Origin of the sequence: Aeromonas sp. YN13HZO-058 (assembly GCF_001921245.1) — a bacterium.
Classification (GTDB): Bacteria; Pseudomonadota; Gammaproteobacteria; order Enterobacterales; family Aeromonadaceae; genus Aeromonas; species Aeromonas allosaccharophila.
The window spans coordinates 39,584-57,139 of sequence record NZ_MQSY01000074.1 but is presented as its reverse complement, the minus strand read 5'-3'; the positions used below and the strand labels follow the sequence as shown (position 1 = coordinate 57,139).

The 17,556-nt window shown below is 43.1% G+C and carries 10 protein-coding genes and 1 pseudogene; 3 read left to right on the top strand and 8 right to left on the bottom strand.

Annotated features, from left to right (window positions below):
* Positions 1-493: 493 nt before the first annotated feature.
* The 3 genes and pseudogenes from vapB to BSP75_RS19360 form a co-directional block, all read right to left on the bottom strand.
* The gene (vapB, locus tag BSP75_RS19370; RefSeq protein WP_139474410.1) at positions 494-721 is read right to left on the bottom strand and encodes a type II toxin-antitoxin system VapB family antitoxin; all 228 of its coding nucleotides are present in this window, start codon (positions 719-721) and stop codon (positions 494-496) included.
* A 39-nt stretch (positions 722-760) separates the two neighbouring features.
* Positions 761-4,054, bottom strand: coding sequence for an EAL domain-containing protein (locus BSP75_RS19365; RefSeq protein ID WP_075114276.1), 3,294 nt, complete (start codon positions 4,052-4,054; stop codon positions 761-763).
* 122 nt (positions 4,055-4,176) lie between these two features.
* Positions 4,177-4,986 (bottom strand): annotated as a pseudogene (locus BSP75_RS19360) (ISAs1-like element ISKpn9 family transposase); the annotation flags it as partial.
* Between the two features lie 105 nt (positions 4,987-5,091).
* Here BSP75_RS19360 and BSP75_RS19355 point away from each other — a divergent pair.
* Positions 5,092-6,123 (top strand): IS630-like element ISAhy2 family transposase, encoded by a 1,032-nt coding sequence (locus BSP75_RS19355; RefSeq protein WP_075114274.1) that lies wholly within the window; start codon positions 5,092-5,094, stop codon positions 6,121-6,123.
* 39 nt (positions 6,124-6,162) lie between these two features.
* Complete coding sequence (locus BSP75_RS19350) at positions 6,163-6,561, top strand: antitoxin Xre/MbcA/ParS toxin-binding domain-containing protein (protein ID WP_075114273.1); 399 nt, start codon at positions 6,163-6,165, stop codon at positions 6,559-6,561.
* 497 nt (positions 6,562-7,058) lie between these two features.
* Here BSP75_RS19350 and BSP75_RS19345 read toward each other — a convergent pair whose 3' ends face one another.
* The 4 genes from BSP75_RS19345 to BSP75_RS19330 all read right to left on the bottom strand — a co-directional run bounded on the left by BSP75_RS19345 (position 7,059) and on the right by BSP75_RS19330 (position 13,704).
* Positions 7,059-8,144 carry a hypothetical protein gene (locus tag BSP75_RS19345; RefSeq protein WP_075114272.1) on the bottom strand — a complete coding sequence of 362 codons (1,086 nt, stop codon included), beginning with the start codon at positions 8,142-8,144 and terminating at the stop codon, positions 7,059-7,061.
* 578 nt (positions 8,145-8,722) lie between these two features.
* A complete protein-coding gene (locus BSP75_RS19340) occupies positions 8,723-9,250 on the bottom strand; it encodes a DUF1566 domain-containing protein (RefSeq protein WP_075114271.1) in 528 nt (175 codons plus the stop codon).
* Positions 9,251-9,394: 144 nt separating this feature from the next.
* The gene (locus tag BSP75_RS19335) at positions 9,395-12,826 is read right to left on the bottom strand and encodes a DUF1566 domain-containing protein (RefSeq protein ID WP_075114284.1); all 3,432 of its coding nucleotides are present in this window, start codon (positions 12,824-12,826) and stop codon (positions 9,395-9,397) included.
* Positions 12,827-12,831: 5 nt separating this feature from the next.
* On the bottom strand, positions 12,832-13,704 hold the full coding sequence (locus tag BSP75_RS19330) for a hypothetical protein (RefSeq protein WP_075114270.1): 873 nt from the start codon (positions 13,702-13,704) through the stop codon (positions 12,832-12,834).
* Between the two features lie 563 nt (positions 13,705-14,267).
* On the opposite strand from BSP75_RS19330, the gene BSP75_RS19320 reads away from it, so the two are divergent.
* Positions 14,268-15,746: a histidine kinase N-terminal 7TM domain-containing protein gene (locus tag BSP75_RS19320; protein ID WP_075114268.1), complete on the top strand. Its 1,479-nt coding sequence runs from the start codon at positions 14,268-14,270 to the stop codon at positions 15,744-15,746.
* On the opposite strand, the gene BSP75_RS19315 is transcribed toward BSP75_RS19320, so the two are convergent.
* Entirely contained in the window at positions 15,724-17,298 is a 1,575-nt protein-coding gene (locus tag BSP75_RS19315) for a helix-turn-helix domain-containing protein (RefSeq protein WP_171971608.1), read from the bottom strand. The genes BSP75_RS19320 and BSP75_RS19315 overlap by 23 nt on opposite strands.
* Positions 17,299-17,556: the final 258 nt, after the last annotated feature.

Here is a 17,556-nt window from a genome sequence, read left to right as displayed (position 1 = left end):
TGACTCATGATGAACCCTGTTCCATGGCTCCAGATGACAAACATGATCTCATATCAGGGACTTGTTCGCACCTTCCTTAGGTGAGAGGGGTGCGCTTTATCTATATATATAAAAACAATCCCTCTCAGCTGTGCACCTCAGCTCTAGTGCCACCAAAACACCTTCAACGAATGGTCCAATGGAAACCACGGGTAGATAACTGGATCACATGCACCACGACCAGTGGTGCAACCTAGAAAAAATGGCTACTGAGCTATCCTGCCTGGGGGGCGAGTACCGACAGATCTATGAACAATCCTCGCTACGCGAGAATGATAGCCATAGCTATTCACCTTTTCAGGTGAGAGGGATACGCTTTATCTATATATATATAAAAACAATCCCTCTCAGCTACGCAACTCAGTTACCCTGCTGGACCTCAGAGTTTCTCTCGCTCCTGAGCGGTTGGCTGCTCACGTTCGGCCATGAAGTCGGTGCTCATACAANCTGGACCTCAGAGTTTCTCTCGCTCCTGAGCGGTTGGCTGCTCACGTTCGGCCATGAAGTCGGTGCTCATACAAGGCTCATCAAACCACCTATCCCAGGACTCACCTACAGGTGTGATTATGCGAGTACGACCAACCACGACGATCTCAACATGCGTGACCTCATCTGGCAGGGCCACTGCCTCGGGCAGGTAAACCCCCTGGCCACGACCACACTTAAAAACTGTTGATTCCATCACGCGTCCTATGAAGCCAGATACCTTACTAATTATCTTTTAAAAATGCAGCTCTTCTATCCGACACGGTTTTCCGTATAAATAGCCTTGATAGGTGTGACACCCCATACTCTGCAATAACGCGCGCTGGGCTTCTGTTTCAACACCCTCAGCTATGACTTGCAGTTCCATTGAGTCGGCTAATGTTATAACTGCCTGAGCGATGGCCCTATCATTACTGCTATTGATAATATCTCGAACAAACCCTTGGTCAATTTTCAACTGATTTATAGGCAATTGTTTTAAGTAGGATAAGGATGAATAGCCTGTACCAAAATCATCGATTGAAAAAGTCACGCCGTGCTGCTGCAACTCTTTCATCTTAGCTTTAACATCAGGAATGTTATTTGCGAGCAACGTTTCCGTAATTTCCAGCTTTAGCAACTGTGGATTTGCACCTGAGGTTTTCAATGCATTTAAAACAGTCTGAACAAAATTATCTTTGCTAAATTGAACTACGCTTATGTTAACCGCAATGCTTAGGTGTTGTTTTTCGGATTCTAAAGACCATTTTGCCAGAGTGGCGCAAGCTTCCTCTAGCACCCATTTGCTAATGGGCACAATCAGACCTGTTTCCTCCGCTAATGGGATAAATTGCAGTGGTGACACCATTCCTTTTTCTGGGTGTATCCAGCGTAATAGCACTTCAACACCAATACACTGCTCCAAGTGATTGACCTGTTTTTGATAGAAAAGTACAAATTGCTGGCTTTGTATTGCAGAGTATAAGTCGCTAATAATTGCTGCTCTTGAGCTTACTGCAACTTGCATTTGCGGGTCAAAAAACTGCACACCATTTCGACCAGCATATTTAGCCTTGTACATAGCCATATCAGCTTGCTTTAACAAATCTACTCTTGACAGATTTTCACTGTTAAAAAGTGTTACACCAATGCTTGCCGAACTATTGTAAGTTAGACCGTTAAGATTATATTCCCTTGTTAAATTACTCACGATTTTTTGTGCAAGTCTCTCAGCCTGGTTCGCTGCTAATGTTGGTTCATGACTTAAATCTGATGCAATAATAATAAACTCATCGCCGCCTAAACGCGCTACGGTATCACCTTGTCTCACTGAGTTGACAAGACGCTCAGCGACCTGGCACAACAGCAAATCACCTTTGTTATGACCAGCACTATCATTAAGGTTTTTAAAGTTATCTAAATCAAGAAAAAATAATGCTGAGAAGTTCCTTGTACGAACGCTATGATTTATAGCTCCCTTCAATCTGTCCAACAACAGACGTCGATTAGGTAGCAATGTTAATGAGTCATAAAATGCTAACTGGTGAATTTCATTTTCACGTTGTTTACGCTCAGTGATATCCCTGACAACACCGATAAAGTTAACTTCACCAGCCATTTGAACTTCAACTACACGAAGCTCGATTGGAAACATAGAACCATCTTTGCGCAAGGCCTCAAGCTCACGAATACGACCAGTAATGTCACTGACACCGCGTTCTATATAATTTGATAAGTAGCTATCGTGATGCTCTCGATGAGGTGACCCCATCAACATGCTAATATTTTTGCCAAGCGTTTCATCTTCCGTATAGCCGAAGATTTCCTGTGCGGCTTGGTTAAATGTCAGAATTTTACCACGACCATCAATAGTAATAATGCCATCATGCAACCTTTCAATAACAGCTTCCATCTGCCTTGACTTATCACTAAGCGCTTTTTCTGCAATTATTTGGTCATTGATATCAAAGTGTGTACCCAATAACCATAGAGCTTTGCCATCATATGTCCTTGAAGAAATACGCCCTCTGGTGTTTATCCATATCCATTCACCATTTTTGTGTTTCATACGAAGATTGGCTTCATATATGGGTATTAGGCCTAACACGTGCTTTTCAAGAATAGTTGCACAATAAGCCAGGTCATCAGGATGCGTTAACCTCTCCCACGTGCTTCTGTTTGCAGGTAATAACTCAGAAAGTGTGTAACCCAGTAATGCGGCCCATTTATCATTGATAATCAACTCGCCTGTTTGAATATTAAAATGCCATGTGCCTATATTGTTAGCGTCTATTACGGCCTTAAGTAAATTCTGACTGTTCCTTATGAGCTCTTCATCCTGTTTCTCTTTTGTAATATCTGTTTCAATTGCAATATAGCCGCTCAAACTACCACTTTCACTAAACAGCGGGTTACAAGCTATTCTCACCCAGTAGGAATTTTGCGCTTTTGAATAATTTACAACATCAACATTAAAGCCGTTCTGTTGAGCAAGCGCATCTCTCATTATTGCAACAGTGGCAGGATCAGTGTCGGGCCCTTGTAATAACTCCCCAGGCTTTTTACCCTGCATTTCTTCAATGCCATATCCTGTAAGAAAGGAGAAGGCTTCATTAATCCATATAACTCGACCTTTGACATCAGTTATTACCACACCATTAGTTGTCTGCCTTGCAACTTCAGAAAGGCGTCTTATTTCTGACTGCGCTTCAACTTGTGCCGTGGTATTGCGTATGACGACCAATACCTGATTATCATCAATCTTTTTATATCGCGCTTCGAACGATTGATTTGACTTTTCAAACGTGTAGTTATGATGAATCACATCGTTGTTACAAAAGGCTTGCTTGAGGCACTCTACGAGTTGATGACCTAGCTCATTGGGTAGTATCTCATGAACGGTACGCCCCAAAATCGCTTGTTGAGGTTTAAGTAAGTCAGGATGCTCTTTGCAAACCAAAAAATGAAAGTTTCGGTCAATAACAAATACCATATCAGGCAGTGTTGCCAGTATTGAGGTTTTTCTTGCCATGCCTTTTAAAAACTGCTCTTGAAGTCGAGCGTGATATTCTTTGGCAATTTCATACTCAACCATGTCTGCAAATTCGCGCAGTTCTTGCTGCTCTTTTGCTGAAAAGTCTCTGGCCACGGAGTCAATGAGACATAGACTGCCGATGGGTTGCCCACTTGTCTCTCGCAGCGGTGCACCCGCATAAAAACGAATATGCGGCGCGTCGGTTACTAAAGGATTTGACGAAAAGCGCTCATCTTTTGTTGCATCTGAAACAATTAAAATATCCTCATGCAATATCGCATGGCCACAAAATGAGATATCACGGCCTGTTTCACAAGCGTCAAGACCCACTTTAGATTTAAACCATTGCCGGTCACTATCCACCAAAGAGATAAGGCATATTGGCACTTTAAATACAGACGCTGCTAATCTTGTAATGCGGTCAAAGCGCTTCTCTGCTGGCGTATCCAGCAAATTAGTTCGCTGTAATGCAAGTAAACGAGAAGCTTCATCAACAGGGAGTTCAGGTGCGTTCAAAACGTTACTCCAATAATTTGCTGCTTAATCGATTATTATCAATTGTACTGCAAGAATACACTGTACCACTACATGAGCCTTCTTCTCGCTGATTTTCTCCAGCAGGGCTGACGCATCAGTGTTTATACTTTGAACAACCCCATACATTCGAACAAATATTGTTCATTCAGACAGCAGAGCCTGCGCTTGTTGGCCATGCTTAGATTACGTGATTTGTTTTGCTTCAGCATGTTCAGTATCCACTGCCTGATGACCGCTAAGTTTTCCCCAGCGAAGCCCGCTCTGGCCTGAAGTTGATCCTCTCCGAACGCAATATCTAAAGTCCAGTGCAGCAGATTTTCTACCGACCAGTGCGCTCGGGTTGCCTTCAGCGCTGAGGTGGCATCCAACGCTCGGCTACTTATATAAAATCTCACGAAATCATAGCCTTTGCCATTTTCAATTCGCTCAGCCTGCACGGCTATGATCGTCTTCGCTTTCCACTGCTGGCAAACTGGCATGCTTTCATCAACCATCAGAACCCAACAACGTCGATGCTCTTTTCGCCCATGTTCTGAGTCAAATTGTTCAGTAAAGCCGTGCCCCGAAACATCGGTTTCATTCTTATCCCAATACGCTTGGAACTGTTCTTTTACTTCAGTATTGAGGCTAGGTTGGTTGTCTTTCACTGCAAGCAGGTAATCACCCGACTTTTTGAGGATGGTGTCGGCGATTTTTACCTGTGTACCCATCGCATCAATACTGACTAAACACCCTTTTAATTCAAGAAGTTGGAGTAGCTCAGGTATTGCCGTGATCTCGTTAGATTTGTCAGCGACTTGTTGCTGGCCAACACACATCCCCAGCTCAGTTGACCAGACATTGACCATATGAACAGCGTTGGCACCTCGCCCTTTAGCGGTAGCACGAAGAGCTTTACCATCAACCGCTAAATAGCTGTTCCGAATAGTAGATCACCGGAGGAAGGGAACTCAGTCCAGTTTGTGCGATCTGATTAGTCGCTAAACAAAACAAGCCACACCCAAAGGACTGAGTTGATGCCTATCCTACCACCTCTGCCACGACCACAACGGCGCCGCATTCACAAAATCATCCATGCCACCCGTGATAAAGGACATGCTCGTCGCTTGATGGCCATCTTGCTGTTACATGAAGGACGCACGATCACCGATGTTCATCACCTTACCGGCGCTGCGCGCTCGACCATCGGTCGTTGGCTTCGGTGGTATCGAGATGAAGGCATAGATGCGCTAGAAGCCTTACCGGCTGGCCGTGCCCCAGTCTTACCTATCGCCAAGATTGTCACCTTACTGGTGCTGCTCATGCAGTTTTCTCCGCAAGATTTTGGTTATCAGCGCAGCCGTTGGTGTACTGAACTATTGGCTATAAAAATCCATCGGTTAACAGGGCTCAATGTGGCAGCCTCCACGCTCCGCCGATGGTTACCTCGTATGGGCATTGTCTGGCGCAGGCCCGTGCCGACCTTGCGGATAAAAGACCCAGCCTATCAGGAAAAAATGGCGAATATCGACGCCGCGCTGGCCCGCTGTGATGCCGATAATCCGGTGTTTTATGAGGATGAAGTCGATATAGACCTCAATCCCAAATTAGGAGCCGACTGGATGTTCAGAGCGCAGCAAAAGCGGGTTGTCACACCGGGGCAGAATGCCAAGCATTATCTGGCAGGCGTTCTCCACGCAGGCAACGGAAGGGTACTTTACGTCAGCGGGATCAAGAAAAACTCATCGCTGTTTATTGCCATGCTGGAAAAGCTGCGCCACCACTACCGACGAGCCAAAACCATCACGTTGATCCTCGATAACTACATCATTCACAAAAGCAAACAGACCGAGCGATGGTTGAAGAAGAATCCCAAGTTCTGCCTGGTGTTCCAGCCAGTTTACAGCCCTTGGGTTAATCACATAGAACGGCTATGGCACAAGTTACATGAAACCATCACGCGCAATCATCAATGCAGAGGGATGGCAAACCTGCTGGCCCGAGTGAAACACTTCATGGATACCGTGTCTCCTTTCCCGGGGAATGGCTATGGCACAGCGAAGGTGTAGCACTATTGGGATCAGTTATTTAGTTCAGCCCACACCCTTATGACGACTCTCAACATCCCTCAAGATCCACTGAGTGCACATCTCTGGATCGTAGCTGGCGTAGCTCCTGGCATCATTCATCGACTAGCTGAATTGATGAACACAGATTCAGGTTTGATATGCCGCTTAGCAGGCATTAGCCGGAGCACTGTTGCTCGCAAGCTGAGGATTGAGGCTCCCCTATCAATCTCGCAGGGTGCCAGGGTATACGGCGTTGTACAGGCACTCGAAGCTGTTCTCTTCCTCCACAGAAACAATACCGCCAGAGCATTGTCATGGTTACATCGCCCAGCTTGGGGCTTAGGTGGTAAACGGCCAGCAGAGGTGCTGTCGACAGCTTTAGGGGCTCAGGCAGTAATAGTACTTGTAGGACGAATCCAACATGGGGTGTGCACCTAGAGCGAGGTAGCTGATAGGCTAACCCCCCCTTAAGAACGCTTCAAAAATAACCAACCTCATCTTTTTTCGAACTTTTTTCATTTACCCCACTTGAAAAAATCGAAAAACTGTCCATTTACTATTATTGAGAACAATTAAAAAATTTAAGAATTTCAACATTCCGCTGCTTCGCAGCGAAGATAATCCAGATTTTTAATTCCTTCGAGCTAGCTTTCCTTAAAGTAAGAAAATTGCACTTACAATAAGAAATTACTAAAATATAGTGTGTCAACACTCATTTTTTGAGTGAATTATCTTTTGTTAAAGTAATTAGCACACCTAACTCAGCAAAATCTAAATGTAGTGCGTGAGAGGCAATGATTATTTTCACGTTTTAACACGCCTCTCACACTGTCGACAGCTGTCGATTACAAATAAAAACTCAACACAAAAGATAAAGAATATCTTTTCTAGTTAATCCCGCCTTAGTCATATGAGCCGTGATATTCAAATACGATTCAATCATCAAAATGTTCTTGACATAGCTTATCTACGACTCGCTGAGCCTTGTGATGCAAGACCATATCTAGGATTGGTAATGTCAGTGCAGGAAAAGACTGCCCTTGAATTATGAATGTATTCTTGTCACTACCCGCAAATACATCATAAGTTGTCGATGTATCGACCTCATTCAGTAGGTCATACCCAATACACTCTGCAAGAAGTACCCATATCCAACAACGATATAAGTCCTCTTTTTCATAGTTGCTAATCAACTTGTGCATTGCATTGATAGACCCTTTTAATGCGGCTCTAATCCACCAGTAATGTGCATGCTGCATATTTCCAGCATCTTCGCATTTGACTGCTACAGTTTCATGATACGTGTAGTCTTTTAATACAATCATATATAAAGAAACATCAAGCCGATGGGTTGACAGTAACTCTATAGCCTCTATGTCAAACCTCATAGCTGATTTTTTCAAGTGCTGGAGCCAAAGCGAGTATCGTTCTCTATCATTATCAACTAATCCGCCTACATCTGTATCATTAAACTCACCAGCCAGTTTATAAAATTCTTGATGAAGCTCGTATTGTGGGAACGATGAAGCATTTCGGTCTGCAAATGCACTTAACTGGACCAATCCCTGGTGTACTAATGGCGAATTAAATTCATTCTGTTTAAACATATTCATTAATTCCCCAGCATAATGGTCTGAGGAGCTAAAGCGGCTAGCAGTAGTCGAATTAGGAGGAAGTTGACCATGCTTAGTCATGTCATCGTCGTTAACACGACGCCTTAAAATCTCTCTTACACGTAGGCTTATAATACCCGCCTGCACTAACGATGTGGCCAACTTCTGAGCGATAAGCTCAGGAATACTAATACCCAGAATATTAGCTCTAGCCTCAATTGCACTTACATCCAACGCAACCTGCCATTTCGTATTACTGAGCAGAATCGCATCAGCTTGCAATGACGCGTAAGTACTGTAGCCATAGGCCGCAGCAATCATCTCGTAGATATGACTACGTTTGAGGGAGATGCCTAGTACATCTTTGAGCTCAAGTTGGGTTGTGTGGACGAACGCTTTGATGGTCATGATCCAATCTCCTAGTCCTACCCTGGGGTATACATCGCACGTTTAATCCATCCAAGGTGAGGATTTGAGGTTGAGATCATGTTGCTTGAGAGTAGTAACCATTTTGACTCGTGCGAAAGTCTGGCCGGTCAGCCGAGACAAATCATAACCTAGTAAGTGGCACTGTCCAAGAGTCCATTCTCGCCCCGAGCCTCTCCGACACCCAGTAGACCAGCCCTGTGAGTTGTGGAATGAGCCGAATGAGGGCTATTATCGGTTCATACCGTGAGCCGAATAAGGTGTCAATTCGGCTCATTTGTGGCATTGCACTGCTTGCCCGCGACACAGAATCAACGAGGTTATCGATGGCAACAGACTGGAGCAACTGGTGAAAACCTTAATCCAGAACATTTCAAGGCTCACCCAAGCCAGATCCACTTGAGGCAAACCCTCACGAACCCCACGAAATGTGGGGTTCTTTATCTCCTCAAAATCTCACGTCTTCACTGTCATTTTTCGGCACTGTCTGTAGTGGTCTAATCATCCCGGACACCATTTTAGGTGGTACAGTCGCCACCCAACAGGTCAAAATCAAATGCCTATCCGCCTCGCACCAAACGGACATGATAATAGTGAAACCTAACGTCGAGGTAGACGCTACCACTTTTGAAGTCAACGCTCCACGATGTGTGACCATAGTCGGAACTGTGCGAAGACGACCAATATCCACTAGGTGACGTATTGGGAAATATTTGGCTATTAATTGCAGGGTGATGACAGCGGTATTCAATAATTGAAGCCAGTTCATTTTTATTAGGCAAACGCCAATCACTATAGCCTGCAAATAGATTATCTCTCGCTTGCGGGGCAGACGCTGGCCAATTGTAAGTCGTTGCATCATCCACACAATAACTGCCATCCCACGTTTGCCCCAAACTGCAACGCTGCCAGATTAGTCCAGTGGTTAGATGGGTGACAGTGCCATCGCCGTTATCGGTAAAATCACTGCTCGGTGTAGTCGCTTGAATAGCCGAGTTTTCAATACCAGAACAGAGTTCGCTAGCATAGACTTGCGTTTCCACAACAAGCAAAAACATCCAAATCAATAACTTATTAAAGTTGAGCATTAACATGTTTCCTTAAACAAAAGCATCCTGTTTTAGCACTACTACGAAGCTAGATACGTTATGATACCTTTTCCACTTGCTGTAACCTTTTGACAAATAACATCTATGTTACTTACAGCACGCTCAAATAAAATCCATTAATATTTACTGCTCGTTACGAACTAGCCGTACAAAATTGTTACCACTGCGATACATTGCGACACCACCATAAGAAAACATGACCATCCATGAATCTCCTGCGTTTGGAGCATTGCGTACTGAGGTCCAATATGAATCAAACGGTGTGGTGTTAGGGAAATTAGGGAAGTAATCTAAATCAATTGCAGGATTTGCTATTCCATTATGAACAATACTCATCAATTCTTTGACCGTTGGTATACGCCAATCGCTGACACCACATAGCCCTTGGCTATTGACCATATTGACAAAAGCATAGGTATCACAAGCGCTGCCGTGGCAGGTGCCACCGTTTTGCGTGCCAGCATGACCACCATTTGTGCTGTTATCGGGGTTATACCAGCTGTAGGTATGGTTAGCATCGCGCAGGCCGCCACTGCCAGCGGGTTGTTTCACTTCCCAAATTAGGCCGGTGTGGTTATCGAGCACGCAGCTCCATTCGCTGGCGCTTTCGGGTAATGGGTTACCGCTGTTATCGAGCTTGGTAAAATCAAAGCCTGCCGCACCACCACCCACTTTTTGCAACTGGCCGCTGCGCGCAAGCACATCGCGGCCATGCTCGGCATCTTGGCCCTCATAACCTTGTACAGGGCAATCCAAGTAGTTATTGCTGCCATCTGCGCACCAATCGATACCAGTATCATTAAGTTTGCCAGTGGGCTGGGCGACTTTGCGGGTAACGAGTTGCGCTTGATTACTTAAGGGGCTTTCTTTATGTGCGCCTTGGGTGGTGGCCACCATAAAATACTCGGTATCCGCCGTTAACCCAGTAAAGCGGTACTCAAATGCGCCTTTTACCGATGTGCGCCTTGCACCTTTTAAACTGGCGTAGTTGGCAATATCGTTTAAGTCGGTAAAGCTTTCTTCGGCGAGATACAGATTGACTGTGCTGCCCTGTTCAATATTGCGCCAATTGAGGGTAATGCTGGCGCTGCCATCGGTTTCAATTTGATAACGTGGTTGCTCAAGCATTGGTGTACGTAGGCGCTCACCCACCGCAACTGTTTGGCTAACCGTGGTTTCAATGCCCGCTTGGGTGACAACGGTTAAGGTAACGGTAAAGCTACCTTCGGCGTAGATATGTTCGACCAGGGTTGAACTGGTTTCTAACACAGCTGAGCCATCACCAAAGTCCCAACGATAGGTGACAATCGGGTCAAGGTTTGACTGCACTATTTGAGAGACATCAAACCCAATCACATAGCCACCGTTATCCACGGGCAGTTGTACAGTACCAAAACCGACATTGCTTACGGCTGGCACAAAACTAATTTTGTGGGTAATTGCGTTAGTTGAGTGGCCATCAATTAGAACCAATACGGGTTTATCCCCTTCGTTATAGCTGTGGCGATAATTCACAATAGAAGTGGCACTGGCCAAATCGGGTTTTAGCCGCAGCGCCTCAGGCAATACATCATTATTTTCGTAAAGGGTTGACCCTGCTTTGCTGCCATTAAACCATTCTTTAGCATATCGCTCGCCCGCACCACAACGGTTTTCATGGGCATCGGCGGTGGATGTACTGCTGATGTTGTAATCGACATACTCCAAGTCATTGAATAAGGTTCGGGTACATAAAAACCGAGTGGCGTACCCGCGATCATTGGTATCGAGGACCTTGGCTTCATAGAGCGGCTGAGGTGGTATATTGCCACTCATCAACCAGGGTGAGCGCGTTTCATCAAACATGTTGCTTCGTGATAACGCGACTTCGATGTCTAACTGGTCTAAATGATCAAGAGCCAGCACCGTGTCTTTAAGAACATCAGTGCTGCTTAGTTGCTTGAGCAGTTCACGTGAACCATCTTGCGCCACGCGATAGACATCCACCCGAGTTTGCATTGCCCCTAGCGGGTTAAGCTTTCCTTCAACCAAAGAAATGGACATTTTTCCCGGCGCCCAAGCCAAATCCCATATGAATGGCAGTAATTTATTGGCAATGCTGTTACCGATGGAGACGCCTTTTTCCCCTATTTCGGTATACTTGCCCATTTTTCGGATCAGGTGGAACGAACTGCGTCTACCATCCAGTCCTGTCAAACGTTGCCAAGTATATTTCGCCAACACCGTGGCATCAGCAGGATCTTCAAATAAATTTTCAATAACTAGAGCACCGGCCTGAATGCCCATTTCGATGATAGTTCCAACAAACTTTTCGGGTTCGGACTTAAGGTCTTGATATAGGTTCTGACCATTCAACACTATTGAAGACATCAAAATGACAGCTCGAGCTTGGTTTAAATGTTTAAGCTGCGATTCTAATGATTTGTACGCTGCTGCCGGCTGATCATCTGCTCTGGCCTTAACAATTTTTCGGCGTAAGTCTTGCTTATAAGCTGCCAACGCTTGATTTAATGGCTCCATGATGTATTTGGCAATAATAATTTCTTTTGCCTCAGCATCAGCCCCGTCTAACTCCTTCTTGAGCTTTTCTGCGGCAAATTTAATTAAAACATCAAAAGAATCATCAACGACCCTACCAGCCTCAATATCAGTTTTAAACAATCGTTTGTATTGTTCTTTTATCATTCCCTTTAATTTATTTTGGACATTCAATGGCTCAAAAGAAGTCACACTTTGCAGTTTTTCTATTGAGGAAAAAACTATTTCCGTATCATTAATAAAAAACTCAAGCCAAGGAAAATCAGCAGGATTTACATTGGCTACCTCAACAATATTGTTAAGAACCTCACGTTGTAATTTTATCATGTCAATAAATAATGCATGCTTGTTCCAAAATTTTTGGTCGTGCACTTCTCTTATCGAAATTGCAAATTCAGCAAACCTATCCAGTGCTTTAATCTTTCCACTTAGAGCCCTATCTCCGGGCTTTTCATCAGGTTCCAGGGAATACCAAGAAGGTTCCTCACCTGTCACAGTATTAGCGGCGATATCAACCACCACAAGGGTATTGAGCGCAAACAAGGCGAGCATATCGGCAAAGTCTTCACCGGCCATCTTTTCGCTGTCAGTAAATTCCGTGGCTAAACCGACCAGGCTTGTGCCCCTTAGGTTTAAATCTACATTTTGCCAACCTATTTGCGTTGGCACTGCCTCTGTTAACGCAAGCTCGGTGGCTTCATACTTGCGCTGCGGCAGTTTAAAGTCCGCTTTAGGTAAAAAACCATCCAATTCTATATCGGCAACATCGAAGTCGATACTTTGGCTAGAGGCATTGACTAAATGCCGTCCCGTTTGATATCCGGTTTTAGGATCGTAACCGCGCAATAAATAGTAGGTGAGATAGCCGCTATTTACAGTCAAATTACCTGAAGAATCTAAGCTAAAGTTAATATCATCGTTTAATCGATAATGGCTTTGAGCTTGGACATTGAGCGCCGCCAAGCTGACGGTCAAGGCACAGAGACTGGCCACGAATTTTGGTTTGATTCCTTTCATGAGCATTACCCTGCAACCAGCAAATCATCAACACTCAGTGAGCTAGCGATACGCTCAGCAATAATGGCAGCTACTGCACTACAACTGCTGTCCATCGGGCAAGGATTGCCATTTTTTAACTGCTCACCTAACTCACTCACCAATAGCGGAAACTTGTCATGCGCTTCAATGCGGCGGCTGAGTTCAGCACGGTCATTGAAGTTTGCGCCATAAAATTGGTTGCTGCGTAAGACAAATACCACTGCACTGCTCTCTAAGGTAACTTCGACGTTTGATTGATTGGCCAGTTTTAACCCCATTAATAACGGCTCACCAGTTTCGTCGGTTAGGGATAACAACTGATTTTCTGTTGGCTCTACCGCCATGCTGATGTCGGTCTGTTTGTCTAAAGGTTTGGCGTACTCACTATTGACTAAAAACAGTGGCTGCACTTGCAACTCTGCGCTGAGCACTTGGGTAGAAACATGGATATTCGTAATATTTTTTGCCACAGCAAAAAATGCTCTTATTGCACAGGTTTGGGTTGGTTTATTGACCAAATAAACATTACCATTTAACTCACCACCACAACCGCTTACAGTATCAATCTGATACCCGCTATCCGCGGTAATGATAAATGTGACCGATTCGCCCTTTTCGACAGTGACCTTTTGTGGGGTGATGGCACCACCTTTGTTATTAGATGTAGAGATGGTTATCTTTGTCTGATCTTGAGTACTACTTGACTCACTATTTCCCTCTACGCTGGCATTGCTTCCTCTCGTCTCTACAGTGCCTTCACCACAACCACCTAATAAAAAGAGAAGTAGCGAGCCCAAAATGAAGAGAATAAAGTCTCTATTAAATTTAAACACTTTATATTCCTTTTGATTTGCCATGCCGGAATTCCGCTTTGTGTGAAAAAAAATAAAGGATGTGTACCATGATGACAACCCGCTTGGCGTAAGAGTGCAAAAGATTGGCGCATAAGTACGAGTTAGTAGTACGTTGATTATTTAGGTGATAGCAGCAAGGGCGGGCAATAGACTCATTACTGACTACGTGTTGCATGGATAGTCCCCATTGAGGTGATGATGCTCATGAACGCGGCGACACAAGGACTCATTCAGGAATGCATGAGTGCACCTGGAATGTAGCTTTACGTGTGGTAGGGAACGTCAGGACCTAATGACTGGTTTCGGCAACAACAGCCGCGCAGACCAGACGGCGCCGGGGAGTATCATCACATCATTAAAATTTATGGTTACAATTACTACATTGATGGAGCGCATAACTAATGCGGTGGGGTATCAATTTTTTATTTATATTTATTTTATTCTTGTTTGGTTAAAGTTAACATATGTTTAGCATGGCAACTCAATTTACTCTAGGAGTGAGTGTGCGTTAGATTGAGTAGCTTGTGATTAAAATATGGGTTACGGTATAGTCAAAGGCGTAAAATATGCTCTCCAATCTTAGTATATTTAGTTGGTTGTTACTTATTATTTCCGCTGGATGCATTATCCTGGCTGGGGCCGCACTGAGAATTCGTTATCAAGATGTAACGATATGGTTTGTTGGAATACTGCTAGCGTACGCAGTACAAGCTTTTGGCTATGCTTTTGAGCTAACAAGCGATGAACTAAACTCAGTTAAATTCTGGCTAAATATTGAGTTTATTGGCGCTTGCTTCATTCCTACATGTGTAGTCTTATTTGCTGTGAGTTATAAGACCCGATTACCCCCACCTTTGTGGTTAGCTAGCAGTACGCTTTTAATCAGTTTTTTGGTTTTATTTGGTCAGTTAACTAACGATTTTCATGGATTGGGTTTTAACATTACAGGATTAAAGAAAATAGATGGAATCACTGTTACTGTAAATCATTATGGCATCTTGTATTTAGCCTATTCATTATATGTGCACCTTGCAGCGATTGTTAGTATCATCATTTTTTATCGCAGCATGAAAAACACCCACGCGGTCTTAAAAACTCAGATTTTATTAATTTTAGTTGGAATTACGCTAACTTGGCTCAATTATATTTGGACCCTTTTCGGTTACACCCCTTATGGCCTCGATATGGGGACGTTTGGTTTTGTTTTTTGTACTATAGCTTTTGCAGTAAGTGTATTCCGTTATGATTTAATTAAGCTTACTCCCATTGCAAGAGATCAGATTTTCAATCAAGTTGAACACGGCTACATCGTAACCGATACAGAGTTTCGATTAATTGACTATAATCCAAAAGCAAAAGTTTTCTTCCCCGATTTGTCGACAGAACAAATTGGAAAAATCATTTATAACTTTATTGACCCCACTCTATTTGTTTATGATAAGACTAATGTAGTAAAACTTGGCAATGGAAAAAGAGTTCAAGTACAGTGTTCTCTAATAGGGAAGAATATAACAATGGCTATAGGTAGTGTGATTATGCTATCTGATGTCACGGAAAAGGAGTTGCTATTTGAAGAAATGGAAAGAGTAGCCAATACAGATGTTTTAACTGGCTGCTATAACCGTTATGCATTACATAACCAACTTAAGCAACAGATTATTGAAAGTCGCCTTAACTCAAAGCCTCTTTCGCTCCTTACTCTGGATGTACAAAAGTTTCGTAAACTTAATGAACTCCATGGTTATACTATTGGCGATATGAGACTGAAACAGCTAAGTCATATCCTCGGATATCATCTACCAATTAATGCTTTATTGAGTCGCTATATTGGCGACATATTTGTTGTTATCTTACCAAGTTACCACTTAGAGAGCGCAAGCCAAGTTGCAGAACAACTGGTAGATAAAGTCAAGCAATTAACTACACTTTCTATCAATACTTATTGCATCCAACATCTGTCAGAAGAAAGCGATCGGCAACTGATTGATCGTCTGTTGAACGAAGCGATGTTAGTAAAAAAAGTTAGGTCTGATATGGAGGTTTAGTTAACACATCTTTTTTGAATTGGCTGGGTGTAATACCATATTCTGTTCTAAAAACGCGGCCAAAGTAATTTTGACTTGAAAAACCAGCATAGTACGCAGCCTGTTTAATTGTATGTCCAGATACCAAAGCATCTTTGGCTATTTGTAACTGGGTATTTTTTAAATATTGGGTGTATGGTATACCAAACATAGCTTGTATACGCCGCTGTAATGAACGACTACTAGTATTTAATTGCTTCGCGACAAAATCAACAGTTAACTCTTGTGAGGTAATGTTATTGTCGATAACCAACCTTAGTTTTTTGGAGAATTGTTCATCAGGGGTATCATGCGCGATCACGGATGACGTTGGTGATGATAATTGCAATGTATTTTTCACCAATGAAGGCGACAACATCTTTTTTTGTACTAGACGTCGATTTTCTATTAATGCATTTAATCTCATTTTAAGAAGTGCAGGAAGTGTGTTCTTACTTATACAATCATCAACATAACTCTGCCAGGCTTGTAAATATTCATTTGGTTCATTATTAGTGGTTAACATTACAAAAGGAATTGTTGCATACTCAGGCTGTTGCCTTAGTCTTGATAACCACTTTATAGGACTATCATCACTTAATTGTGCATTACATAGAATTAGTTCAACAGATTGTTCATCTAAGTCATATTGTGCCCCCTTGCATGTTTGGCACAGTGTTATGCGAAAGTCAGATGACAGCTGATAGTATAGCCAGTCCATATATTCGGGATCGCTTTCAACAATAATGATTCTTGCCTTGGTTTCATCGGCAATGTTAATATTGCCATGACGTGGTTTGAATTTAGGAAATTCATGAAATTTCGCAGGCAGAAATAAATCAAACTTTGTTATTATTTTTGAACTGAGTTGACAACATAGTGCCCCTCCATTTTTTTCAATTTGCTTTTTTAAAAGAAAGTAACTTGTTTCGGTGCATTCATCACCACCTAGGCTTGAGGCTGACTCACAAGTTAAAGAGAAATGCAATCCTTGCTTACACTCAACTCGGAGACTATAAGAACAGTCAGAACCAGATAATTTAATATAACTTAAGAAATTATCAAAAGCCTTTTCTAATAGGTCGATATCGGCGTGCACAATTGAATTTGGTATTTCACTAACATGGATGCTGAATGACTTTTTGGTTTTCCCTCTCTCTATAAACAACTTATTTTTTAACCAGGGTTGTAAAAGTATTGGGGTGTGCGAAGAAACTCGAGATGGTTCGCAGCATACTTTTGCATTTTCTAACAATTGGCCAATTCGTTTCAGTAATATATGGATATCTTCACCGTATACGCTTGGAGTGACTATGTACGTTGATAGCCAAGATATATCCTGCTCTATTTGGTTAATAATTCGTCCATATACCGTCTGTTCGAGCGAATATCTTGTTGAAAGTTCGCATCTTAAACGAGACTCAATCTCAACCTTTTCATTAAGCTGTTTGACTTTGTACGTATTATTAACATACAAGACTGTCAATACAGCCAAAGATAAAAACATACTAGCAATCAATACTAATACAAACAACAGTGTCTCCCCCCATAGTCTGCAAGATGCAAGTTTGGCTAAACTACTATTATGCGTAATGATTAAAACATGCCAAACATATTTATGTTGCACTATGTCACAGAACATTATGAAAGTTATGTCCAGTTAACCTGTAACCACCACCTGCATGCATGGATCAAGCAGTAGGCAGTCTCTGCTGAATAACAGCACGAAGAGTCAGTCTTTACAAGCCGAGATCCGATGCCTGAAACCAGTCACCGTAGAGGTAACTGATTT